Below are 24,860 nucleotides of genomic sequence, written 5' to 3'. Positions count from 1 at the left end.
ACCCGGGTTTCCCTATTGCAGATTATGCGTTCACTCAGATACATTTTTAAAGTAGATTTGATATGGCTAAAAAACTATACATCAAAACCAACGGCTGCCAGATGAATGAATACGATTCAACTAAAATGGCAGAAGTTTTGCTTCAATCGCATGGCTTAGTCAAAACGGATCACGTTGAAGAAGCAGATGTGATATTGCTCAATACATGTTCTATTCGTGAAAAAGCACAAGAGAAAGTTTTTTCTCAATTAGGCCAATGGCGTGAATATAAAGCGAAAAACCCTCATGTTGTAATTGGTGTTGGTGGCTGCGTTGCAAGTCAGGAAGGCGAAGATATAATTAAAAGAGCCCCTTTTGTCGATATCGTTTTTGGCCCACAAACATTACACCGACTTCCCGCATTACTCAATGAGCGAGCAGAGAAGAAAAAACCGGTGGTTGATATCAGTTTTCCTGAAATTGAAAAATTTGACCATCTGCCAGCACCTAGAGCCGAAGGCCCAACTGCATTTGTCTCGATTATGGAAGGTTGCAGCAAGTACTGCAGTTTCTGTGTTGTCCCTTATACCCGTGGTACCGAAATTAGTCGTCCTTTTGATGATGTGCTTGCGGAGTGCTACCAATTAGCAACACAAGGCGTGCGAGAAATCAATTTATTGGGACAGAATGTTAATGATTACCGTGGGGTGATGGAAAATGGTGATATCGCTGACCTGGCTCTTTTAATTCATTATCTTGCTGCCATAGACGGTATAGGCAGGATTCGTTTTACAACGTCACATCCTTTGGCATTCTCAGATAATTTAATTAATGCTTATGCAGAAGTACCGGAGTTGGCTAATCACCTCCATCTACCTGTACAAAGTGGTTCTGATCGCATTTTAGGCTTAATGAAACGAGGTTATACTGCTTTAGAATTCAAATCTAAGATCAGAAAATTACGTAAGGTACGCCCAGATATTCGTTTATCTACAGATATAATTGTTGGTTTCCCAGGAGAAACAGATAAAGATTTTCAAGACACTATGGATTTGGTGCATGAAATAGGTTTTGATACCTCTTTTAGCTTTATTTATAGCCCCCGACCAGGTACTCCAGCAGCGAATTTGCCAGATGACACACCTATGGAAGTGAAAAAGCAACGACTGCAGATATTGCAAAATAGACTGTTACTAAACGCTTCTCGTTACAGTCAATCGATGATTGGAAGTACACAAAAAATATTGGTTACAGGCCATGCTAAAAAAGATTCCCAGCAGCTTTCAGGCCGTACTGAATGCAATCGGGTAGTGAATTTTGATGGCCCAGCCCATTTAATAGGCCAATTCGTCACTGTTCAAATCAATGAAGCATTACCTAATTCGTTACGAGGGCGTCTCATTGAAGTTGAGATTGAAACAATTTGATGATAGAGCATATTCACAAACAATTCACTGTTCCACGCGAGTGCCATAATCAACGTATCGACAGTGTACTCGCGCACTTACTTCCCGATTATTCGCGTTCACAAATCAGCAATTGGATTAAAAACGGCACAGTAACACTCAATCAGAAACTGTGTAAACCTAAAGACAAAACATTAGATGGAGATTTGATTGAGATCAATGTTGATTTCACTTTAATGGATCAGGATTTTAATCACTGTACCCCTGAAGAAATTCCTTTACATATTGTTTATGAAGATGAAGATATTTTAGTACTCAACAAACCTGCAAACATGGTCGTTCACCCCGGCGCGGGAAATAAAGAACATACCTTAGTTAATGCGTTGTTACATCATGCCCCATCCTTACAACACTTACCTAGAGCAGGCATCATTCATCGATTAGATAAAGATACAACGGGGCTGTTGGTCGTAGCAAAAACATTACCAGCACATACTTCCTTGATACGCCAAATGCAAGCACGTGAAATTCAACGACATTATATTACATTAGTACAAGGACATATTATTTCAGGCGGTACGATTGATACAGGTTTTGGGCGGCACCCCCGAAATCGATTAAAAATGACCGTGCAAGAGCAAGGTAGGCAAGCAATAACTCATTACTCAGTAAAAAAACAATATCAAGATTTCACCTTACTGGATGTCAATCTAATGACTGGACGAACTCATCAAATTCGAGTTCATTTGTCTTATATCAATCACCCTGTTGTTGGGGATCCTCTTTATGGGGGACGTATGCGATTCCCAGCTCATGCAACGGAAGAATTACGAACCCTACTCCAGGATTTTAAAAGACAGGCATTGCATGCACGTACACTCTCATTTCATCATCCAAAAACAGAAAATGAGATGACGTTTATGGCTCCAATACCTGATGATTTTCAACTTCTTCTTAACACATTGGACGAGCATTATGAAGAATAATTTAGCAAATTGGCCAGCTCCAACAAATATCACTGCTTTAAGTACCACGCGCTTATCAGGGTATAGCCAAGCTCCCTATGACAGCAATAATATGGGTTTTCATGTAGGTGATAACGAACATCACGTGTTGCAAAACAGGCAACAGCTTGTGGAATTGTTGCACTTGCCCGGCGAGCCTCAATGGTTACATCAAACACATGGTACTCATTGTGTTATTGTAGAAGAAGATCCCAATAGAAATGCGGATGCTTCCATATCTCGATCCATGAATCATCCTTTGGCTATTCTTACCGCCGATTGTCTGCCCATTATGCTTTGTAATGTTCAAGGTACAGAAATTGCAGCAATTCATGCTGGCTGGAAAGGTTTGGCTCATGGTATCATTGAAAATACAGTTGATAAAATGAAAAGTCTGACATCCGATGTATTAGCCTGGATAGGACCATCAATTTGTCAAAAGTGTTATGAAGTTGGCGAAGAGGTATATCAAACGTTTACCGATACTTATCCTTTAAGTAAACAGGCATTCATACCTGTTAATGGAAAATGGTTGGCTAATTTACCTCAAATCGCTGAAATTGTTTTGACTTCAAATGGCATTAAAGCTGTATATCAGTCTGGATTATGTACTTTTGAGTTAAAAAATGAGTTGTATTCCTATCGAAGAACGTCACAAACAGGTAGAATAGCTACCTTAATCTGGTTTAATGATCAACCTCAGGACTAATAATATGATAAAAAATATCAAATTCATTATAAGTACCCTGCTTCTTTTAACGGCCTCATTAACTTATGCGGCTAATGAAGCAGCCCCCACTGCCATGCCCAGTTTGGCTCCAGCCTTAAAAAACATAATGCCTGCGATTGTAAACGTTGCAGTACAAGGTTATTTACCTGCTAATGCAACACCACCAGGCAGCGCTGGAAATGATGATGAAGCACAAAACAACAAACAACCACAGCATACAACTCCTGAAAAAGGGCGTAAATTTGAAAGCATAGGCTCTGGTGTTATCGTAGATGCGCAAAATGGGATCATCATCACGAATGATCACGTAATTCGTAATGCGAACCTTGTTACAATTACTTTGCAAGATGGTCGACGTTTGAAAGCAAAACTAATTGGCAGTGATAGCGAAACTGATTTAGCCATATTAAAAATCAATGCTACAAATTTAAAATCCTTGCCTATAGGTGATTCGGATCAACTGCAAGTGGGTGACTTTGTAGTAGCTATTGGTAATCCTTTCGGCTTAAACAGTTTTGGTAATAGCCAGTCTGCAACATTTGGTATTGTCAGTGCTTTAAAACGCAGTGATTTAAATATTGAAGGAGTAGAAAACTTTATTCAAACTGACGCCGCAATCAACCCAGGTAATTCTGGCGGTGCGCTGGTTAATACTAAAGGAGAATTGATTGGGATTAATACTGCTATTCTTTCTCCTTATGGCGGTAATGTGGGAATTGGTTTCGCAATCCCCATTAACATGGCAAAAGATGTTGCCCAGCAAATAATCAAATTTGGCTCAATTCATCGAGGCTTAATGGGTATATTTGTTCAACATTTAACTCCTGAACTTGCCCATTCATTAGGATATCCTGAAGATTTCCAAGGTGCATTGGTATCACAAGTTAATCCGAACTCTCCTGCGGAACGTGCAGGTTTAAAATCAGGCGATATAATTACCCAAATTAACAATACAAAAATCACACAAGCGACTCAGGTCAAGACAACCATCAGCCTCTTACGTGTCGGTTCAAATGTTAAAATGGTTGTTCAACGTGATGGCAAGACAATTAGCCTGGATGCGGTCGTAACCGACATTAAATCTCATGAACAAAAACTGCAATCAGAAAATCCTTTCCTGTATGGACTAGGATTGAGAAACTTTGAGCAAGAAACCCCACCTCATGGTAACGTGATCGGTGTACAAGTCGTCGGTGCTTCAGAAACAAGTGCAGGATGGCGTGCTGGTTTAAGACCTGGAGACATTATTATCTCTGCAAATAAAACTCCAGTTAAAGACGTTAAATCATTACAACAAATTGCTCAACAGAAAAAACAAGAGTTATTGGTTCAAGTATTACGTGGGCCAGGCGCTATGTATTTACTGATCATCTAACTTTCTCAAAATGTAGCCTGGGTGAAGGCGTAAGCCGTAACCCGGGAAATTTACAATAGGTAAACCCGGGTTACGGCTTACGCCTTCACCCAGGCTACAATACTACTAGGCCCAGACTACTACATGCCATTCAGCTTAAAAGATTTTTGGTGTCGGCAATATAGGTTTTATTAAATTTAAAAACTGCATAAAATAAATAATAATGATTACTATCATCAAGCAATTAAATAGTAAATTAATTAAGTTCTCTAGAGGTACATATTGATTTACTACCAAAAGTAGAATCAAACTCAAAACTGCCATTATTAAATCATTCAATCGCAGCATAATTAACTCATTTAATTGATAAGAAAGTATTCAATTCTTTTTAAACGCATTAACACTTTTCTTGAGTATAGCACTCGTATTTATTGTGGTTACTGAAGGAGAGATAATAAAGTTACATAAAAGCATAGAATAATCAGAAAAAAATCCAAAAAAAATAGGTTAACAGACTTGACAACTTTCCATTAAAACGACAAAATCTCGCGTCTTGTGGCTATGTAGCTCAGCCGGTTAGAGCGCGGCACTCATAATGCTGAGGTCGGTGGTTCGAGTCCACCCATAGCCACCATTAAAATCAACTCTATTCCCAAGAGATGGCTAATACTTGGGTCTTTCCCGATTTTGGAACACTCCTAATTAACAACAGAATTCCTTAACACAAACTCTCTAATTGTTGTAACTCTATAACAAGACATATAAGATAAATATTGGGTCAAAATAACCCAACCTACCTGCTAGAATACAATTTTCTGGCTGATGTATCGTTATTAAAGGAGTAATAAACATGCCCGGACTTGATTCTCGTTTAGATCTACATAATGATAATGATGATTTTGCATCCAGTGCTTATAATCTTTTGTACCTACTTATTGCGCTTGTTACAGTAACGTATTTGCTTGCAAGATACTTTGAGTCTCGCAATCGCCTTAACTATGAAAGTCGCTCTGCCCGCATAATATCCGGTTTAATAAAAGTTACAACAGACCTCTTGCATACAAAAAGTGGTGATTTAAAAATTACCGGCCATGAAGGCCAAATCATTGCAGTGGGACCACATCGAACTGGTCTCGTGGATGGGGCTGTTGTCGCCTCAAAAATGGAAGGCATACCACCTCATATTTTTGCCACAGATGTTTATAACTTTATACCCGGTGTCCGCTCTTTTATGGAGATGTTTCAAGCGATAACAATTAAAGCACAGGCAACAAAAAGCGGTGATGGACGATCTGCTAATGCCGAAGCATTAGAAAAGGCGGGGAAAGTACTTAGAGAAAAGGGTTGCCTCGCACTTTTCCCTCAAGGTAATTTTGCAAAAATAGGCCAAGAACCACACCGAGTCTATGACGGAGCAGCTAAGCTCGCAGTGAAGAATAATGCAGCTATTCGTGTTCTTAGACTTGATGGTTTCTGGAGCATAGATAATCCGTTCATCCCTGTATTTGTTCGCAACAACTCTATTTATCGAGCATTAGGGTCTTTTTTTCATATGAACAACGTTCGCGTCACAGAGTGTTGTGTGATTGATTTCCACACAAAACCTGAAAGTGAAAACTTAAGTGAATCAGAAAAAATTGAGAAGATATGTGTTCAACTTTATGCGTTTTATCGTCGTACAGAGAACCTTAGTGTTGAACAAATTCGTGCTATTAAAAGAGAGGTAGTTGATATTTCTAACAAAACTCATCACCTAATTTGGGCTAAGAAACTCAAACATGATGGGTTAGTAAAAGAGCTCACAGCTTTAGATGCAGAAAGAGCTGAACTGGAAAAAACCGCTTTAACATCAATGAACGTCAGTTCAATGTGTTAGCGACCCATCCAAGGAATTACCCAGGTAACCACTGGTGCCGACGGTAACCCGTTTTGATGTGGATGCAAATGGCAACTTAATTAATTGCGCGCCTACTAGCGCTACTCCAGGCAGTAGTTCTCGCTTTTTAGTGTTTAACGACAATGAAACTCTAGCTTATATTACCAATGCCGCAAGCGATAATGTTTCTAAATGCCAAGTCACTGCCACTGGTACTCAATTAATAACACGCTAACCTGTTCGAAGCTAAAAGAAAGTTGGGCCAAGGCCCAACCTACGCCTGCTGAAAAACCTAGTCCAGCTCTGCTCTCTGACATCCCGCGGCTTGTCCTCGAGATCCAGGAAAATGCCCTAAAATACTACCCCCCGCGAACAAGTCGTCGAGACGGCGCAGGCAGAGATGTGATCAAAAGACAGTTACATGCAACTAGGCTTGTTTTAACTAGCCAGCTCCAGGCTTTAATCTTTTGATAACTTTTTAAACTAAAAATTATCTGGCATTATTAAGAACAAATAAAACGGGATTAGCATAGGAATGAGTAATGGCCTCCAAAAAAAGCACTGTGGATTTTATCCTTGATCAAACGGCAAAAGCAGGAAGTGTATATGCGAAAAAGATGTTTGGTGAGTATGCTATCTATTGCGACAACAAAGTCATTGCTTTAGTTTGCGATGACCAATTATATGTCAAACCCACTCATGCTGGTAAAAAATTTATAATTAACTATAATGAAGGCATCCCTTATCCAGGTGCAAAGCCCTATTTATTTATCTCGGCTGAACTATGGGATGAAGGTGAATGGTTAACTCATCTCTTTAAGATTACGGCATTCGAAGTGCCGATGCCTAAAAAGAAAAACCTTATTCAAAAATAAAATTCATCATTAAAATATAATATTATGAATCATCTCGAATCGCTCAATTTTAAACCTTTACATGAACAGGATATCATCCTTCTTTATCGTTGGTTTCAGGAACCCACCATTAATCAATGGTATGCTCGTAATAAGGTCTGGTCACTTGAAAATATTAAGAAGAAGTACTTACCGAGAATTCATGGTAATGATATTGTCCCTAGTTTTATCATTTACTTAGAGAAACAAGCGATAGGTTTTATTCAATATTATTCCTTCAAAGATCATTTTCCTGAAGGTATTTTGGATACAAGGAATTCTTTATTTCATATATATCAGCCGCATGAATTGGTTGGCTTGGATCTCTTTATTGCAGCAAGTGATCATCGAGGTAAAGGATTAGGTAAACAGATCTTAGATATTTTTACAGAAAGCCTACCTAACACGTTCCGTGCTGCTGCTGTTGATCCTGAAATTAATAATTACCATGCAATTCGCTGCTATGAAAAAGCAGGATTTAAACGCACTGGGTATAGCGAAGATAAAGATTATTTGCTTCTGATGAAAACGTTACGATAAAGGTTTAATAATATGAGTACACAACAACAAACAATCAATCCGGAGATCCTACAAAAAGTAACCCAAATGCTTCAGCAACTTTTTATGGCAAAAGTTGAAATTGATTCCTTGCAGTTTTTAAGTGAACCAGAACGTCGAAATGTTGTGTTACGAATCATGCTTAAAAGTGAATCGAGCTCTATCCCCCAAAGCATTATTTTCAAACAATCATTACCTGAAAAGTCAGAATCCGATGATCAAGACGCATACGCACGATTTGCTCGCGATTGGGCAGGTCTCGAGTTTGCAAATCAAATTCATCAAACCATGCATAATGTTCCACGCTTTTATGGTGGTGATAAAGAACATCGGTTTATTCTGATTGAAGATTTAGGGAAGCAGCATGTAAGTTTAGTTGACGCATTAACACGTCCCTATCGGGATAAAGCGATTCTTGCCTTAAGACGTTTCATGAAGGCATTAGGAAGTTTTCATGCAGCAAGTTTTGCTAACACAGCGCTCTATGAAGCTATTTTAAATGGAATTCATGGCAACGCCGAAACACTGCAAGAAGATTTAGACTTCACTCGTACTGATTTACTCGAAAAATTGCACGCAATTAATAAAAAACTCAATCTACCTTTAACAACAGAATGCATTAATGAATCTACCTCACTGATTGAGTCTTTACTTAAACCCGGCCCATTTACTGTTTTAACTCATGGGGATATTTGTCCGGATAATGTTTTTGACCATGAAGAGACACGTGATTTGCAACTCATAGATTTTGAATGGGCTTTTGTACGCAATGCACTATTGGATGGTACTTATCTTAGAATGAGCATGCCTACGTGTTGGTGTGCCAAAGCCATACCTGAGGAGGTCATAACCCCTCTAGAGATTATTTATCGAGAAGAACTCAAACGAACAATTCCAGCAGCATCAGATGATTTGGCTTATGCTAAAGCCTATACGGAAGCTTGTGGGTTCTGGTTATTGCAACAAACACTCCATTTTCTTAATTCAACTCTAGAGAAAGACAGAGTGGGTCCATCAGGACCTCTGCCTGAAAATTCATTATGGAACACCGAAGAAAATTGGGTGAGGCCAAGAGTTTTATCGCGTTTGCAAGCATTTATTCATGTCGCCTCCCAAAATAATTTACTGCCTCACTTAAAACAAATGTCAGAAAACATACTCCTTGAGATTAAGAAACTTTGGACTGATACGAAACCACTCGAGTTTTATCCTGCCTTTAAAACATCGGATCAAAAATTTTATATTAGAGCTTTTGAGCCAGGCGATGAAGCGGCAATCTACCAACTCTTCTACGATACAGTCCACTATGTCAACTGCAAAGATTATACACAAGAGCAACTTGATGCATGGGCTCCTCAGAATCCCGATTTATCCAAATGGCGAGAATCTCTCAATAGGAACCATAGCTTTGTAGCCATTGATAAAGAAAGCAGCAAAATTATTGGATTTTCAGATATGGAACAAAATGGTTACCTTAATCGAGGATATGTACATAAGGACTATCAAAAACAAGGAATTGGTAAAGCCTTATTAGAAGCTCGGGAACATACAGCGATGGCCTTAGGTATACCTAAACTTTTTTCAGACGTCAGCATTACAGCAAAACCATTTTTCGAGAGCCAAGGGTATATTACTGAGGCAATTCAAAATAAAGAGCTGCACGGCATTATATTTACAAACTATCGCATGACGAAAAAGTTAACACCAGCTATATAGATAAATACAAATTGAGATGCTTCTAAACACTTATGACTTTGTTTCATAAAGCAAAAAAATCAATTTTACTAATTCTCATTTTTTAATACCAATTCCTGGAATACAAATCAATCCGATTAGGAATTACCACTTAATATTGCTTTAACACCAAAGAAACATAATTGAACATCTTAATCGACAGCAAATATTTTCAAAATCTTGCTACTTATGCTAAAGAACGTCCCCAAAAAACGAGATATAATTAATGCTTATCTGCAAGCAATACGCGAAGCATGGCCCCCTGAGGATAAAAGAAGCGGTCAAAAGTGTTCCGCATATTGAAGGTCATAGATTTTCCATGCGAGCTAATACAAAGGAAATTAAAACTTATTCTTTCTTTCATCAGGGTCAAAGTACAACAGATGTTTATGCAATAAGATTAGAAAAATAAATTAAATTACCTGTTTAAACAACATTATTATCCTGATCTGTAGATAAGCGACACGAACAATGGGTTGATATGAATACGCCTAGTAGTTGGGCCTTGGCCCAACAAATAATTTAAAAATTTCTCTAATGTTGGGTCACAATAACCCAGTCTACTATTAAGTCTTTCTTTTCTCTCAAATAATTACATAAGCCGTAGATACTTTAAATCAAATTTTTGTTATGGTTAATACTAATAGTACTGCATTACTGAGAAGAATGTTTTTAATAGGGGAATCGAATACTATGGAACGGTTAAAATCCTATTTTCTTAAAGACACTACTTTAAGAACTGAAATCATTGCAGGGATTACCACTTTTTTAACCATGGTCTATATCGCCTTCATTAATCCAAGCATCCTTCATGACGCAGGAATGGATCAGGGAGCAGTATTTACGGCTACCTGTCTTATTACCGCCTTTGCTTGTTTACTCGCAGGGCTATTTGCTAACACCCCCATTGGCATTGCTCCTGGCATGGCTTTAAACATCTTCTTTTCTTATACGGTTGTGCAAGGAATGGGAATACCTTGGCAACAAGCCTTAACCATTGTGTTTCTGTCTGGTGTTTTATTTTTTTTAATTTCACTCACTAGCCTGCGACGACTTTTAATCGAAGCAATTCCCTATAATTTGCAAATTGCAATCTTAATAGGAATTAGTCTGTTAATTGCGTTAATTACCTTACAAAATAATCAAATTATTATCGCGGATAATCACAATTTAATGCGTCTTGGCGAAATCAATCGTCCCGAAAGTGGATTATTTTTCTTAGGTTTTCTTCTGATACTTATTCTGGATTATTTTCAAATACCAGGGGCTATTATTCTCGGGATACTTGGTATTAGCATTTTAAGTTTGTTCATGGGTTTATCTACCTGGCAAGGATTAATTTCTATGCCCCCTTCCATGCAGGCTACTTTTTTAAAACTCGACTTTTCTGGTCTAAATACTGTTCTCGCCATCAAGGCAACATTTACTTTTTTCTTAATTGCTGTATTTGATGCAACAGGAACACTGATTGGGTTATTGAATCCATCTGTATTCAAACAACAAGAAAACTATGCGAAACGACTGAGTAACTGTTTAACAGCAGATGCAGCAGCTTCTGCTGTGGCAGGATTGCTGGGCTCAGCCAGTACGTCCCCATATATTGAATCTGCAGCGGGTATTGAAGCAGGTGGCCGTGGTGGCATCACTGCAATAGTCATTGCAATCGGTTTTATCTTGATGCTATTTTTCTCGCCTTTAGCGCGAATGATCCCTAATTTTGCGGTAGGCCCTGCGCTTCTTTATGTAGCGTGTTGTATGATGAAACATCTCACTGATATGAAATTGAAAGATATTAGTGAAACAGCGCCTTGTATGGTTACGATCATGATGATTCCCTTTACTGCATCGATTGCCGATGGAATTGGTGGAGGTATTATTCTTTATACTCTGCTAAAACTGTTAACACGACAAAAAATTAATTTGTTGCTCTTCATATTAAGTATTGTTTTTGTCATATTTTTTCTAGTGAGTTAAAACTGGATTGAATTCGTTTACACTTCATATTTTGCACAATTACTCACAAGGATATTCTGTTATGTCCATCAAATGCTCCGTATTTATTGCCACCAGTGTCGATGGATTTATCTCTCGAAATGATGGTTCTATTGATTGGCTCATGAAAGTCAATTCTCTTGTACCCGAAGGTGAGGATGGTGGTTATAAATCCTTTATTTCTACAGTCGATGGATTGATCATGGGAAGGCATTCTTTTGAGCAGGTATTATCATTTGATGAATGGCCCTATGGAACACTTCCAGTGATTGTTATGTGTAGTAAGGCAGTAAGTATCCCCCAACATTTGCAAAACTACGTTTCCTTTTCGTCTGAATCACCCACTACCCTCGTTCAACGCTTAACCAAAAAAGGAATGAAACACCTTTATATTGATGGAGGTATCACCATTCAAAAATTCATTGCAGAACATCTCATTAATGAATTAACCATCACCTTGATTCCTGTATTACTTGGTTCTGGCAGGTCATTATTTGGACCTCTGAAGAATGATCTCGAACTTGAACTTTTGCATACAAAAAATATCGGGTGTGGGATCGTACAATTGAAATATCGTCTTCTAAATACTAGGAGCTGTTGACGGGACAAGCCCATTCGTGTAGAAAAGTTGATTGAGCTTAGTCTGCAATATAAGTTCAATTGAATTGTTGTAGGTAATCACCAACTCATTCACTGGAGATACGCATGACTAAATTTTTCGATAGAAAAACAAAAACATTGTTTGTTACTGGAGGCAAAACAAATACAGCTGATTTATCAGAAAATCAATTAGTTCAACTACCTAATCCCGATGAAATGCCGCCCTCTCTCGTACTTCGGAGAGAAAATGCCGTGTTGTCACGATTTTTCGAAAAGCATTATATCAGTTCATCAGGAGAAGAATTTCATGGCAATTTTGATTTAAAAGATCCAAGTAATGCAGATCTCGAAGAAGTGATTGATACGATTTATTGTCCTTAACTCTTCTAGAGTTTGAAGAAGCCTTCTGCACATCAAAGTAGAAGGCCGTTCTCTATAAATTATGTAAATGCTGATGCTGTTGAAACTTTGAAGTATTTGAAAAGACATATACATTTACCAAACTCTCTGCATATAATGCGTTAAGATGATATTTAAAATGTACAATTATGTGTTCATAATCATCTGTATGCGTCAATAAATAAAATTCAATTTCTTTATTTAATGAGGATGAAATAATATGAGAAGAACAAATCACGGACATCAACAAAACTCACACCAACACGGCCATCCAACAACTACCCAACAAACTACTGTAATTGTTACTCAACCACAAACTACAGTAGTTGTTACGACTCCAGTACAAGGTGCCCATCCTAATGGTTTCTTTCCTCCACATCAGCATGGACATAATCCATACCCAAATCAACATCACCAACAACATGATTCACATACGCATAATCACACTCCTCGGTAAGAGTGAGTCCCGGATTAACATCAGGTTATCCGGGACTACAATAGTGTATTCAACCTAGTAATTTCTCTGTATAGAAAATGAACTTTCAGAAATAAATTTAGAGAAAAAACGAAGAGATACTCATAGTATTTCACTAATTTCTTAACAATTAAGATAATCTTGAAGCAAAAAGGAAAAATGCTCCAAAATACCTTCAGTTACTCGCCAAAAAAGCTATTGTAAGTTTATAAATTTAGTTATTATGTTACTTACTTATGATTTTGCGGTTTTTCGATGCGCTCGATAGTAATTATAATTTTAACATTTATTTGCTCTGCATTAATTCATGCAAACGAAATTAATATTTCCACCACAACTAAGAACGGGAATACTACTTTTTACCTGCAAGCTGGAGCATTTAATTTGGAAAAAGATGCAAAACAGCGTGAAAAAGAGTTGTCTGCTCTCGTTAGTGAGCATATAGAAATTAAAAATCTATCGGATAAGAAACTATATCTTGTACAAATTGGCCCTATTAGCGATTACCTTACAGCTCGAGAATTGCAGAATAAATTATCCCAAAAGATCATTGCTCAAAAAATTCAAAAAAATAACAATCAAATTCCTTCCTCGACACAAACAAACCAATCTGAGAGTTCAAGTGACCAGACTGAATCACTACCGCCAAATGGTCAAATATGGAATTTAAGAAACGCGGATATCCGAGCTGTAATCGCTGAAGTATCACGCGTTACTGGGAAAAACTTTGTTATTGATCCTCGGGTTCAAGGAAAAATATCGATAGTATCGTCAACACCGATGAATAATAATGAACTCTATCAGGTTTTTCTTTCAGTCTTGCAAGTGTCAGGCTACGCCGCCATACCCAATGGTGCGATTATTAAAATTATTCCTAATATTGATGCGAAAACCCAATCACCTGATCTTCTGAACGAAATAAGACATCCTCCTCAAGGCGATGACATGATGGTAGCTGTTGTACCCGTTCATTATGTTCCAGCAGAGCAATTAGTGCCTGTTTTACGTCCACTAATGCCGCAATGGAGCAGTATCTCTGCATATGCTCCTTCAAACATGCTCATCCTGTCAGGAAGAGCGAACAACATTCATAGTCTTGCAGATATTATCAAACAAGTGGATAACTCATCTGCAAATGGTATCGATATGGTCCATTTACGACACTCTTTAGCAATGGACATTGCGGCGACTTTAAAAGATCTAGTAAAAATCCAACCCAGTATGGGAGGCGCGCGAACTCAGTTAACTGTGGCAGCAGATGATCGTTCAAATTCTCTATTAATCAGTGGTTCCAAAACGGATAGAATACGCCTGAGGATGCTCATATTAAAATTAGACAGAGAAAGTTCTGCGGGCCTGAACTCTAACACTCAAGTCGTTTATCTGAACTATCTCAGGGCAGAAGACCTGGTACCCATTCTTGCCGGTATTGCTCAGGCAAATTTCAGTGGTAATGTTGGGACAACCATTGGCACAATCACTCGACCTGCTTTAGACAGTACTAACCCTGCCTCCAATCTTGTAAGTAATAATAACGGCTCTAATACGCCAAGTCCTAGTGCCACTTCTCTTTATCCAGCTGGTAGTCCCTCTTTGACATCACCTGGGGCTACTGCAAATACTACGTCAGCAACCTCACAAAATGAAGGCACCACCAAACCATCGGTACAAATTATTGCAGAGCCCAATACAAATTCCATTATTCTTAATGCACCAGCATCTGTAATACGGATTCTGAAAAGAGTAATTACTCAATTGGACATTAAACCGGCTCAAATTCTCATTGAGGCTTTGGTAGCCGAGATAAATCAAGAAGACGTCAATGACTTAGGTATAGAATGGGGTAGTGAACAACAAACAGGAAAACCAGCCAGCTTTAGGCCAGGATTTGCTATAATTAATAGCAAAACCAGACTTGATGATTTTCAGGCACAAATATATGCCTTAGCAAGACAAAATAAAGCGAACATTTTATCAACGCCTTCGGTAGTAGTTCTTGATAATCGCCAAGCGAAGATATTGGTAGGTAAACAGGTTTCAGTCGCATCGACTAATTACCCTAATAATGCTGGAGGCACAACCGTTGCGAGTCCATTTACAACCTTTGATCGGGTTAACGTGGCATTACATCTTTATGTCAGACCGCAAATTACACGTGGCGAAGGCATTCAAATGCAAATCGATCAAGGTAATGACACTTTGGATCCGCCCGTTGTTGCTCCAAACACAACTACCCCTACATTTAGAATTAGTAGCATAGTCACTTCGGTTCATGTTGAGAGTGGTGACATCGTTGTTTTAGGAGGTTTAACTCAAGACAGTCTGGGGAATGATAATAATCGTATCCCTGTGTTAGGGGACATACCTGGCCTTGGACGCATTTTCAGGCGTAATATAAATTCTCGTGAAAAACGTGTACTTATGGTCTTTATTAAACCCATTATTTTACGTAATGAACGAGATACAATGCATATGACCGGTGAAAAGTATAATAATGTACGTCAACACGAGCTGGATTGGTTAAGATCACAAGATGCCTATTTACAAAGTAATAACTCTACGGTGATGCCCGCCTTAAAACAGGCAGAATTACCTAAACCGTTTAATCGTCCACCTTTATTAGTAACGAACTAAACTATGGAAAATGAAGATAAATCACTGAGAATCCCATACAGTTTTGCAAAAAACCATGGGATTGTTGTTGCCAGTGAAATGAGCGATAACCATGTTCTTGTTTATTATTTACCAAATACTCCTTTGCAAGCACTTGCTGAGATAAAACGATTATTACAATGTGAATTTACCTTAAAACAAGTTGATGAATCAGCATTTCAGCAACATTTAGCCCATGTGTATCAATCAAAATCATCGATATTAGAAGCCGCTGGAGGTATGGAGGAAGACATGGATCTGTCCTTACTGGCAAGCCAGCTTCCAGTGAGTGAAGATTTGTTAGAAAACCAAGATGATGCACCAATCATTCGCTTATTAAATGCATTATTTACTCAGGCAATAAAACAAAAGGCTTCTGATATTCATATTGAGACTTATGAAGATCGAGTATTAGTACGTAATCGCATTGACGGTGTTTTACATGAAGTTTTAGAAATTCAACGTGCCATCGCCCCCCTAGTAATTTCTAGAGTCAAGGTTATGGCCAAGCTGGATATCGCAGAAAAGCGTATTCCACAAGATGGTCGTATTTCACTTCGTATTGGTGGACATAATATCGACGTTCGGGTTTCAACCCTTCCTTCCAACCATGGTGAACGCGTGGTTTTAAGAATTCTAGACAAACAAGCTGCGCAATTGGATTTAAATTTGTTGGGTATGCCTGAACCAACTGTGAAAGCCATGCGACGAATGATTGCCGAGCCTCATGGCATTATTTTAGTTACTGGACCAACTGGTTCTGGGAAGACTACTTCCTTGTATGCCATGTTGACAGAATTAAATGAAGTTTCACGTAATATTCTAACCATTGAAGATCCCATAGAATATGATCTTGAAGGGATAGGACAAACGCAAGTTAATACCAAAGTACAGATGACCTTTGCAAAAGGCTTGAGAGCCATTCTTAGGCAAGATCCCGATGTAGTCATGATTGGAGAAATTCGTGATTTGGAAACTGCTGAAATTGCTGTTCAAGCAAGTCTTACAGGACACTTAGTATTATCAACTTTACATACAAACAGTGCCCTAGGTGCACTAACCCGTCTACGCGATATGGGTGTCGAATCTTTTCTTCTCTCTTCAAGTATTGTTGGACTTATCGCGCAACGTCTAGTTAGAAAATTATGTCATCAATGCAAAACTCCACATCAATTGAGAGATGACGAAAAAGAACTGATGGGACTTGCCCCTGACACGGATACCTCAAACGTTTTTGAGCCCAAAGGCTGTGACTTATGCAATCACCTGGGCTATAAGGGAAGAACGGGGATTTATGAACTGATTACGGTGGATGAAGCGTTGAGAGGAATGATCCATCGCCATGAAAACCTGCAAACAATGGAAAATTATTTACGCCCCACTACTCCCAGTATTCGTGATGATGGATTTAAGCGAGTGCTAGTCGGAGATACCTCACTTGCTGAAATTCTTCGAGTAACAACACAAGGTTAGTTGATAATATTGTTGCTTCTATTGAGCAAAGAAAATTCCTATGAAAATCAAATGTTAATGGTTACTATATAAGATAGCTTCAGTGCCATAAAAAAACATTTTATGATGATATGCAGTGAAGTTACTTAACGACTAAGATGTGTGCCAAATAAAAGGGATCAATTATGCGGCTTTGGATAGTAGGATGGACTTGCTTCAGTTTATACGCATTAATATCCTGTACTGTTTCTCTGCCCCAACAAAGCCAGATTAAAGATATAAAGACTGTTCCCAGTATGGAACACTCTATTAAAAAAAGTTTACAGAAAAAAGATATTTTTTCTAAAGGCAAATGGCCAAAAGAACAATGGTGGTTATCTTATAATGCTCCTGAGCTCAACAATTTAGTTAAAGAGGCTTTGGCAAATAATCCTTCCATTCAAGAAGTTAAAAACCGAATTACCGTTGCAAAGCAACAAGCCATTGTTACCCGCTCCCTATTATTTCCTTTAGTATTTTTTGATGCAGATGAGAACCGGCAATACTTAAGTAAAAATGGTTTGTATCGTGCATTCAATCACAGGCTTCCTTTGAATTCTACAGTCTTGGATCTCTCTCTCTCATTTAATTTTGATTTTGATTTTTGGGGACAAAATCGCAATCTCTTTCGTGCTGCTATTGGTGAAGCTAAAGCTCAAGAAGCGGAAGCTGCTGAAGTAGAATTAATTACAAGTACAGCAATTGCACAGGCATATTTTGCTTATAAAACCAATCTCATACGAAAAAAGCTGTATGTACAGTTAATTGAAGTACGTAAAAAAATTGTAAAACTAGAAAAATTATTAGTACGAAAGGGACTGTCTTCAAAATTACCAGCACTCGAAGCATCAGAAAATTTACTTGAGGCAAACAAGTTTCTATCGAGCATCACTGCTGAACTTTCTGTTGACCAACATTTACTGAATACTTTAGCAGGACGCGGACCCGATAATCCACTTTCGATTTCTCCTTCTTTGCCCACATTGCCCAAAATTTTAAAAATTCCTCAAATCGTGCCATTAGATTTCTTAGCGCGCAGACCTGATCTTATCGCTCAAATTTGGCGCGCCAAGGCTTTAGCCTATAAAACCGGGGCAGCCATGGCTGAATATTATCCCAATGTAAACCTTATTGGTCTTATTGGTCTTGAAAGCACTGGCTGGAGAAAATTTTTGGATATATCAAGTGGTACAGCAGCTCTAAGGCCCGCTATTGATCTGCCTATTTTCACTGCCGGAGCCATACGAGCCAATATCAAAGCTACTAAAGCTCAATTTGATGCAGCAATTGATGCATACAATAATTTACTCTTGTACAGTACCCAAGAAGTCCTTGATGTCCTCGCATTTGCTGAAGACATTTACCAACAGAAAAAGGAACAAAATCAAGTAGTTGAGTATGCAAAACAACGCTATGAATTGAGTTACCTACGCCAGAAAAAAGGTTTGGATAGTTTACTTGATCTTTATATTTTACAAGAAGAAGTGATTCAAAAAAGACTTGTAGATGCTACTTTACTTTATAACCAATACCTAGCCTCTATCAAATTAACTAAAGCGTTGGGAGGAGGTTACTATCAAAATACCGTACCATTGGTGAAAAACTCATGAAAAAAAGATCACCTTCTTTTTATTTTACAATAATTCTTATAGTCCTGTTTATTTTCCTTTTTTTATATTGGTTTTTTGTATGGAGAAACCAAGCCTATACCAATAATGCTTATGTAGAAGGAAATCAGGTTTACATCAAATCCTTACGGCCAGGATTTGTTACCGGCATTTATACAGATGATAGTTTTCTGGTAAAAAAAGGGCAGCTCATAGTTTCTTTAAATGAAACAGATTCTTTGATTGCTCTGGAAAAAGCAAAAAAGAAACTTGCCAAAACAGTGCGCAATGTATGCCAAGCATTTCATGATGTGTTTATATTGGCGGCAGAAATTGAAGTAAGGAAAGCAGAACTTTTAAAAACACAACAAAACCTTAAACATCGTTATGATGTCATTGGTGCCAAAGCAGTTTCATTAGAAGATTACCAAAATGCACAAGATGATCTCAAAGCTGCAACTGCTGCATTAAAAAGTACGAAACACAATTATCAAAAAAAGCTTGCTTTTGTACAAGGTACCTCCATTAAAGAACATCCTTGGGTACAAGCAGCGGCACAAGAAGTACGCGATGCGTGGGTACAATTGTATCGATGCAAAATTTATGCTCCAGTAGAGGGACTGATCGCACAAAGAACAATTCAAGTAGGTATGTGGATTTCACCAAAAGATCCGCTTATGGCCATTATTCCTCTCGATCAAATTTGGGTCAATGCCAACTATAAGGAAACCCAGATGAAAAGAATGCGTATTGGTCAAAACGTTAAGTTTACTTCTGATCTTTACGGATCCAACGTTGTATATCACGGTCAAATTGTTGGTTTACCAGGAGGTGCAGGGAATGTTTTTTCATTATTGCCCCCCGAAAATCTCAGTGGAAATTGGATTAAAATTGTTCAAAGACTACCTGTGCGAGTTGCACTAGTTCAAGATGAACTAAAGGAACACCCACTTCGACTTGGTCTCTCTTTAGAGTTAACCGCAGATCTGTCCGACCAAAACGGACCTTTAGTACCTACTTCGACTTCAAATTCACCTCAGTACATGACTAACATTTTCCAAAAAGAAGAAAAAGGCAATGAGAAACTCATCACTGATATTATTCAGAGCAATTTGGATCCTAATCTTCAGAAATATGCCAATGCTCCGCTGATGATTAATAAAGATATTTTGAATGGATAGATAAACGATGATTCTTTATATCTTACTCTTATCGTTGGCTGCTGTAATTTTCAATCTGACCTTACCTATAATGGCTGGTCTGTATATTGTCAGTGATCTGGGCGGAAGTCCATATATGACTTCTTATGCTGTCGCTTTCTTTTGTATTGGCAACTTATTAGGAGTACCTTTAGGCAAACCTTCGGTAACACGACTAAGCCCCATTCAGCTTTATGTGGTATGTCTTAGTCTTACCGCTTTATTCTCGCTGGGATGTGCTACCGCCAGCAATTATTTTACTTTTATCTTATTTAGGTTTTTAGAGGGATTTGCGTCAGGACCAGTATTTCTTCTGATTACGTATACACTTATTCCTTTACTTTCACCGAATAAAGATAAAGTCTATATTGTTTCATTAGTATTGATTTGCCTCTCAATAATTCCTGTAATTGGTGCCTCATATGGCGCTTGGATTGCGTACATCTACGATTGGCGTATTCTTTTTTATTCTAATGTCCCTATTTGTTTGTTTTTAATTGTGTACGTTGGGTGTGGCTATAGAAAATATCACGAACCTGTTAAAAAAGCATATTTTGACAAACTTGGATATTTTTATTACTGCATCAGCATGATTTTTATTTTAAGCGCTTTAACGACCGGCCAAGAGTTAGATTGGTTTCGTTCCCCTTTAATTACGTTTTTACTTATTTCTGGCGTAATCAGTTTTATTTTTTTTATTTTGCGTACTTGGTCAGCACAACATCCTGTCATCGATTTAAAATTGCTTAAAAATTTTTATTTTTCGCTTGCGATGATTTACATCATCTTATTTTTTGCACTTTATTTTGGTATGGTAATCTTATTGTCCATATGGTTGAAACTTTATGTCAATTATACGCCTAATTGGATCGCGCTAATTATAGGGACCATGGCATTTTGTGGATGGATTCCTGTACTCTTCAATAAGAAACAATATGACCCATTTTTTCCATTAATCATTGCCTTACTTTTTTTTGCCATTTCATGTTTCTATACCACCTACTTTAATGTGGATATTGATTTTAATCGGATTGCTTTTTCTCGAATATTGGCCGGTATAGGACTTGCATTTTTTTTATCACCCCTTTTTCAATTGTCAGTTCAAGCTTTTCCTGAGACAAAGCTTGCTGAAAGCATATGCTTCTTTCACGTCTCCCGATTGCTTGGCAGTGGATTAGGCGTATCTTTATTTTTTATTTTATGGCATAGGCGAGAAGTATTTTTTCATCTTCGTTTAGGCAGCCGCCTGACTGCATTTTCCCATGAAACTCAACAGTTTTTTGAGCGTGCAAAATTATTTCATCTTCAAGGAAAGCACGCTTCCGCTCAATTAAATGTTTATCTTACACGACAGGCAACTGCCTTAGGATTAGATGATTGCTTTTATCTGATGGGTTGGATTGCTCTCTTTTTGTTGTTTTTTTTAATTGCTATTTTTTTATTTCGCACCAAAAGAACTCAAACTCAGGCGAAAAAAGACAAGCAGTTATTATTAGATGAAGGTATTCCTAATATTGAATAAAAATAAAGATCTTAAAAAACTGTTGATCCGTAGCCTGGGTGCAGCGCAGCGTAACCCGGGTTAACGAGGTTCATTTAGACTGGAAACCCGGGTTACGCTGCGCTGCACCCAGGCTACAAATAAGTTAGTAAAAAATTGCTTATTCCATCCTACGCCAAGTAGTTCCATTCGGTCCATCTTCTAACTCAATTCCTCGACTTAACAAGTCAGCTCTTATTTGGTCAGCACGCTCCCAATTTCGATCAGCACGAGCTTGAAGTCTCTCAGCAATTAGTTGTTCTATCTCAGTTCGATCTTGTTCAGCAAAACCTGATTGTAAAAAAGATGCGGGGTCTTCTTGTAGTAACCCCATGATCCCTGCCAAATGCTTCAATGTGTTCGCTAAAGTAGGTGAACGATTTTTATTTACTTCATGACTCAGTTGAAACAGAACAGATAGCGCTACAGGTGTATTAAAATCATCATTCATTGCTTGATTAAATTCATTAACCCAATGATTTTCTAATTCACCATCTGTACTGATCTGACTCTCTTTTATTGTCTGGTATAGGCGTGTTAATGCTTTCTTTGCATTGGTTAAATTTTCTTCGGAATAATTTAATGAACTTCGATAATGGCTGCTTAAAAGAAAATAACGTACAACCTCTGGATGATGTTTGGCTAAAACATCAGCTATGGTAAAAAAATTACCTAGTGATTTAGACATCTTTTCATTATTAACCTGAAGCATCCCTACATGCAGCCAATAATTTGCAAAAGGTTTTTCAGTAGCCGCTTCACTTTGAGCGATTTCATTCTCATGATGTGGGAATTGTAAATCCAACCCTCCTCCGTGAATATCAAATTGCTCACCTAATTCACTCATAGCCATTGCGGAACATTCGATATGCCAACCTGGACGCCCTTCTCCCCATGGTGAAGGCCAACTTGGTTCACCTTGCTTTGCCTTTTTCCATAAAACAAAATCCAATGGAGAGCGTTTTTCTTTAACAATTTCTACTCGTGCTCCCGCAACCAAACCTTCTAGGTCTTTGTGCGATAATTTCCCATAATCAGCAAATGAATCCACTTGATAACACACATCGCCATTATCACTAAGATATGCATTTCCTTTCTTAAGTAACCGTTCAATTAACTGAATAATGCTACTTATATGTTCTGTAGCACGTGGTTCCACATCCGGAGTCAAAATATTTAGAGCTCGTGTATCCTCATTCATTGCCTCAATATACTGAGCAGTCAATTCATCGATAGGTATTGCACGTTCATGTGCGCGCGCAATAATTTTGTCGTCAATATCAGTAATATTGCGAACATATTTTACCTCATAACCTTGAGAGCGCAGGTATCGAACAATGACATCAAAAGATACCATAGAACGGGCATGGCCTATATGACAACGATCATATACAGTAATACCACAAACATAGATACCTATTTTTCCAGGAGAAATGGAAACAAATGGTTCTTTTGTTCTGGTTAGAGAATTATATAAATGCAACATATCTGCCCCTTATCTTAGAGTCTTTGACAATTCGCCAGATTGAGCCAAAATGACGTGATTTTAGAGCACCGAAACGCAGCATACAATATGAAGCATGTGCGTATCAGAACGCATGAAATCACGTCATTTTGGCCAAGATAGTAGAATTGTCAATGACTCTATTGTTTTGCCCAAGTATCTTTTAAATCAACTACACGATGAAATACACTAACATGGCCCTCTTTTGCTTCGTTAACACAATAGTATCCTAAGCGTTCAAATTGAAATACTTCGCCTACTGGCTGATTCGCTAAAGCCGGCTCGCAAAATGCCTGTTTTACTTGCAATGAATTATGATTTAAAAATTGGAAGAAATCTTCTTCTCGACCAGGATTAGGATCATTAAATAAGCGGTCATACTCCAGTACAGTCACAGGATAAGCGTGTGCACATGATACCCAATGAATGACCCCTTTTACCTTTCTATCTTCAGGATTTTTCCCTAACGTTTTTTCATCATAAGTACAACGTAATTCTATAATATTACCTTGTTCATCATGAACAACATCACGACATTTAATCACATAGGCATGACGTAAACGTACTTCAGCACCAGGAGATAAACGGAAATATTTTTTAGGTGGTTCTTCCATAAAATCAGAACGTTCAATAAAGAGCTCACGAGTAAAAGGTAATTCCCGTGTTTCTGAATCTGGGTCCTGCTGATTAAAAACAGGCTTTAACATTTCTACCTTACCTTCAGGATAGTTTTCTATAACTACTTTTATAGGATCCATAACACACAAAGCACGTTTCGCTGTCCTATTTAATTCATCGCGGACACATTCCTCAAGGATAGACATATCAATCACAGAATCACTACGCGATATCCCTATTACTTCACAAAATTGGCGAATTGCCGCAGGTGGATAACCACGTTTACGCATCCCTCGTAGCGTAGGCATTCGTGGGTCATCCCATCCAGTGACCGCCTTTTTTTCAACCAGGGTACGTAATTTACGCTTTGAAGTCACCGTATGTGATAAATTCAAACGTGCAAACTCAGTTTGGATCGGCTTTGCAGGTAAAGGTAAATTATCAACACACCAGTCATAAAGAGGACGGTGGTCTTGAAACTCTAATGTACATAAAGAATGAGTAATTTTTTCCAGCGCATCAGAAATAGGATGTGCATAGTCGTACATAGGATAAATACACCATTCATCGCCTGTGCGCTGATGATGTGCATGTCGAATACGATAGATTACCGGATCACGCATATTCAAGTTACCGGATTGCATATCAATTTTTGCTCTTAACACATGCGTACCATCAGGAAACTCCCCTGCTTTCATACGAGCAAATAAATCCAAACTTTCTTCTATTGGTCTATTTCTGTACGGGCTTTCACGTCCAGGCTCTTGCAAAGTTCCACGATAAGCACGAATTTCATCCATGCTCAAACTATCGATATAAGCTAAGTCTTTTTTAATTAATAATACCGCAAAATCATAGAGCTCATGGTAATAGTCTGAAGAATGAGTCATTGCATGCCATTCAAAGCCTAGCCAGCGTACGTCTTCAATAATTGCATTGACGTACTCCTCTTCCTCTTTAATTGGGTTAGTATCATCAAATCGTAAAAAACAAATACCGTTAAATTCTTGAGCCAAACCAAAATTCAAGCATATAGACTTAGCATGCCCTACATGCAAATATCCATTAGGCTCAGGGGGAAAACGAGTAACTACTGACTTATGTTTGCCACTTGCTAGCTCATCAGTAATCAGTTGTCTTATAAAATGAGCTCGTTTTTCAGTTAATTCTGTCATTAGATTTTTCCGTCGCTGTTATTTGGGGCTGCTGATAATTCTACTATCCTGGCCAAAATGGCATGATTTTATGC

Annotated in this window: 20 protein-coding genes and 1 tRNA gene; 19 read left to right on the top strand and 2 right to left on the bottom strand. The window is 38.1% G+C overall.

The window, feature by feature from the left end; translation table 11 throughout:
- Positions 1–62 precede the first annotated feature (62 nt).
- From miaB to Lstg_RS00965, 19 genes are all read left to right on the top strand, one after another.
- Positions 63–1,406: a tRNA (N6-isopentenyl adenosine(37)-C2)-methylthiotransferase MiaB gene (miaB, locus tag Lstg_RS01065; protein WP_058475812.1), complete on the top strand. Its 1,344-nt coding sequence runs from the start codon at positions 63–65 to the stop codon at positions 1,404–1,406.
- Positions 1,406–2,371, top strand: coding sequence for a 23S rRNA pseudouridine(1911/1915/1917) synthase RluD (gene rluD / locus Lstg_RS01060; RefSeq protein ID WP_058475811.1), 966 nt, complete (start codon positions 1,406–1,408; stop codon positions 2,369–2,371). The genes miaB and rluD overlap by 1 nt, the downstream gene beginning before the upstream one ends.
- Complete coding sequence (pgeF, locus tag Lstg_RS01055) at positions 2,361–3,098, top strand: peptidoglycan editing factor PgeF (RefSeq protein WP_058475810.1); 738 nt, start codon at positions 2,361–2,363, stop codon at positions 3,096–3,098. Before rluD ends, pgeF begins: the two co-directional genes overlap by 11 nt.
- 4 nt (positions 3,099–3,102) lie before the next feature.
- Entirely contained in the window at positions 3,103–4,494 is a 1,392-nt protein-coding gene (locus Lstg_RS01050) for a Do family serine endopeptidase (RefSeq protein WP_058475809.1), read from the top strand.
- 536 nt (positions 4,495–5,030) lie between these two features.
- A tRNA-Met gene (locus tag Lstg_RS01040) sits at positions 5,031–5,107 on the top strand.
- A 216-nt stretch (positions 5,108–5,323) separates the two neighbouring features.
- Complete coding sequence (locus Lstg_RS01035; RefSeq protein ID WP_058475807.1) at positions 5,324–6,349, top strand: lysophospholipid acyltransferase family protein; 1,026 nt, start codon at positions 5,324–5,326, stop codon at positions 6,347–6,349.
- A 34-nt stretch (positions 6,350–6,383) separates the two neighbouring features.
- The gene (locus Lstg_RS01030; protein WP_058475806.1) at positions 6,384–6,584 is read left to right on the top strand and encodes a beta-propeller fold lactonase family protein; all 201 of its coding nucleotides are present in this window, start codon (positions 6,384–6,386) and stop codon (positions 6,582–6,584) included.
- A gap of 307 nt (positions 6,585–6,891) precedes the next feature.
- A complete protein-coding gene (locus tag Lstg_RS01025; protein ID WP_058475805.1) occupies positions 6,892–7,224 on the top strand; it encodes a TfoX/Sxy family protein in 333 nt (110 codons plus the stop codon).
- Positions 7,225–7,248: 24 nt separating this feature from the next.
- A complete protein-coding gene (locus Lstg_RS01020; protein WP_058475804.1) occupies positions 7,249–7,782 on the top strand; it encodes a GNAT family N-acetyltransferase in 534 nt (177 codons plus the stop codon).
- Between the two features lie 12 nt (positions 7,783–7,794).
- The gene (locus Lstg_RS17440; RefSeq protein ID WP_238585343.1) at positions 7,795–9,516 is read left to right on the top strand and encodes a GNAT family N-acetyltransferase; all 1,722 of its coding nucleotides are present in this window, start codon (positions 7,795–7,797) and stop codon (positions 9,514–9,516) included.
- 711 nt (positions 9,517–10,227) lie between these two features.
- Entirely contained in the window at positions 10,228–11,508 is a 1,281-nt protein-coding gene (locus Lstg_RS01005) for an NCS2 family permease (RefSeq protein ID WP_058475802.1), read from the top strand.
- A 61-nt stretch (positions 11,509–11,569) separates the two neighbouring features.
- Entirely contained in the window at positions 11,570–12,127 is a 558-nt protein-coding gene (locus Lstg_RS01000; protein WP_058475801.1) for a dihydrofolate reductase family protein, read from the top strand.
- Between the two features lie 104 nt (positions 12,128–12,231).
- Positions 12,232–12,507, top strand: coding sequence for a hypothetical protein (locus tag Lstg_RS00995; RefSeq protein WP_058475800.1), 276 nt, complete (start codon positions 12,232–12,234; stop codon positions 12,505–12,507).
- 238 nt (positions 12,508–12,745) lie between these two features.
- On the top strand, positions 12,746–12,982 hold the full coding sequence (locus tag Lstg_RS00990) for a hypothetical protein (protein WP_058475799.1): 237 nt from the start codon (positions 12,746–12,748) through the stop codon (positions 12,980–12,982).
- Between the two features lie 273 nt (positions 12,983–13,255).
- A complete protein-coding gene (gene lspD, locus Lstg_RS00985; RefSeq protein WP_058475798.1) occupies positions 13,256–15,634 on the top strand; it encodes a GspD family T2SS secretin variant LspD in 2,379 nt (792 codons plus the stop codon).
- 3 nt (positions 15,635–15,637) lie between these two features.
- Complete coding sequence (gene lspE, locus Lstg_RS00980; protein WP_058475797.1) at positions 15,638–17,125, top strand: GspE family T2SS ATPase variant LspE; 1,488 nt, start codon at positions 15,638–15,640, stop codon at positions 17,123–17,125.
- Between the two features lie 164 nt (positions 17,126–17,289).
- Complete coding sequence (locus Lstg_RS00975) at positions 17,290–18,753, top strand: efflux transporter outer membrane subunit (protein WP_058475796.1); 1,464 nt, start codon at positions 17,290–17,292, stop codon at positions 18,751–18,753.
- Positions 18,750–19,931: an HlyD/EmrA/EmrK family protein gene (locus Lstg_RS00970; RefSeq protein WP_058475795.1), complete on the top strand. Its 1,182-nt coding sequence runs from the start codon at positions 18,750–18,752 to the stop codon at positions 19,929–19,931. The genes Lstg_RS00975 and Lstg_RS00970 overlap by 4 nt, the downstream gene beginning before the upstream one ends.
- A 7-nt stretch (positions 19,932–19,938) precedes the next feature.
- On the top strand, positions 19,939–21,471 hold the full coding sequence (locus Lstg_RS00965; protein WP_058475794.1) for an MFS transporter: 1,533 nt from the start codon (positions 19,939–19,941) through the stop codon (positions 21,469–21,471).
- 139 nt (positions 21,472–21,610) lie between these two features.
- Here Lstg_RS00965 and cysS read toward each other — a convergent pair whose 3' ends face one another.
- Together cysS and Lstg_RS00955 are read right to left on the bottom strand one after the other, a co-directional pair.
- Positions 21,611–22,975 (bottom strand): cysteine--tRNA ligase, encoded by a 1,365-nt coding sequence (gene cysS / locus Lstg_RS00960; RefSeq protein ID WP_058475793.1) that lies wholly within the window; start codon positions 22,973–22,975, stop codon positions 21,611–21,613.
- A gap of 158 nt (positions 22,976–23,133) precedes the next feature.
- On the bottom strand, positions 23,134–24,786 hold the full coding sequence (locus tag Lstg_RS00955) for a glutamine--tRNA ligase/YqeY domain fusion protein (RefSeq protein WP_058475792.1): 1,653 nt from the start codon (positions 24,784–24,786) through the stop codon (positions 23,134–23,136).
- Positions 24,787–24,860 lie beyond the last annotated feature (74 nt).

The sequence above is a fragment of the Legionella steigerwaltii genome (genome assembly GCF_001468065.1).
Classification (GTDB): Bacteria; Pseudomonadota; Gammaproteobacteria; order Legionellales; family Legionellaceae; genus Legionella; species Legionella steigerwaltii.
Note: the sequence above shows the minus strand (reverse complement) of the source record. Positions and strands in the feature narration are given on the sequence as shown.

What these genes read in the sequence shown, in the direction of transcription:
- miaB (WP_058475812.1), top strand. Translation starts at nt 63, where the DNA reads ATGGCTAAAAAACTATACATCAAAACCAACGGCTGCCAGATGAATGAA.
- rluD (WP_058475811.1), top strand. Translation starts at nt 1,406, where the DNA reads ATGATAGAGCATATTCACAAACAATTCACTGTTCCACGCGAGTGCCAT.
- pgeF (WP_058475810.1), top strand. Translation starts at nt 2,361, where the DNA reads ATGAAGAATAATTTAGCAAATTGGCCAGCTCCAACAAATATCACTGCT.
- Lstg_RS01050 (WP_058475809.1), top strand. Translation starts at nt 3,103, where the DNA reads ATGATAAAAAATATCAAATTCATTATAAGTACCCTGCTTCTTTTAACG.
- Lstg_RS01035 (WP_058475807.1), top strand. Translation starts at nt 5,324, where the DNA reads ATGCCCGGACTTGATTCTCGTTTAGATCTACATAATGATAATGATGAT.
- Lstg_RS01025 (WP_058475805.1), top strand. Translation starts at nt 6,892, where the DNA reads ATGGCCTCCAAAAAAAGCACTGTGGATTTTATCCTTGATCAAACGGCA.
- Lstg_RS01020 (WP_058475804.1), top strand. Translation starts at nt 7,249, where the DNA reads ATGAATCATCTCGAATCGCTCAATTTTAAACCTTTACATGAACAGGAT.
- Lstg_RS17440 (WP_238585343.1), top strand. Translation starts at nt 7,795, where the DNA reads ATGAGTACACAACAACAAACAATCAATCCGGAGATCCTACAAAAAGTA.
- Lstg_RS01005 (WP_058475802.1), top strand. Translation starts at nt 10,228, where the DNA reads ATGGAACGGTTAAAATCCTATTTTCTTAAAGACACTACTTTAAGAACT.
- Lstg_RS01000 (WP_058475801.1), top strand. Translation starts at nt 11,570, where the DNA reads ATGTCCATCAAATGCTCCGTATTTATTGCCACCAGTGTCGATGGATTT.
- Lstg_RS00995 (WP_058475800.1), top strand. Translation starts at nt 12,232, where the DNA reads ATGACTAAATTTTTCGATAGAAAAACAAAAACATTGTTTGTTACTGGA.
- Lstg_RS00990 (WP_058475799.1), top strand. Translation starts at nt 12,746, where the DNA reads ATGAGAAGAACAAATCACGGACATCAACAAAACTCACACCAACACGGC.
- lspD (WP_058475798.1), top strand. Translation starts at nt 13,256, where the DNA reads ATGCGCTCGATAGTAATTATAATTTTAACATTTATTTGCTCTGCATTA.
- lspE (WP_058475797.1), top strand. Translation starts at nt 15,638, where the DNA reads ATGGAAAATGAAGATAAATCACTGAGAATCCCATACAGTTTTGCAAAA.
- Lstg_RS00975 (WP_058475796.1), top strand. Translation starts at nt 17,290, where the DNA reads ATGCGGCTTTGGATAGTAGGATGGACTTGCTTCAGTTTATACGCATTA.
- Lstg_RS00970 (WP_058475795.1), top strand. Translation starts at nt 18,750, where the DNA reads ATGAAAAAAAGATCACCTTCTTTTTATTTTACAATAATTCTTATAGTC.
- Lstg_RS00965 (WP_058475794.1), top strand. Translation starts at nt 19,939, where the DNA reads ATGATTCTTTATATCTTACTCTTATCGTTGGCTGCTGTAATTTTCAAT.
- cysS (WP_058475793.1), bottom strand. Translation starts at nt 22,975, where the DNA reads ATGTTGCATTTATATAATTCTCTAACCAGAACAAAAGAACCATTTGTT.
- Lstg_RS00955 (WP_058475792.1), bottom strand. Translation starts at nt 24,786, where the DNA reads ATGACAGAATTAACTGAAAAACGAGCTCATTTTATAAGACAACTGATT.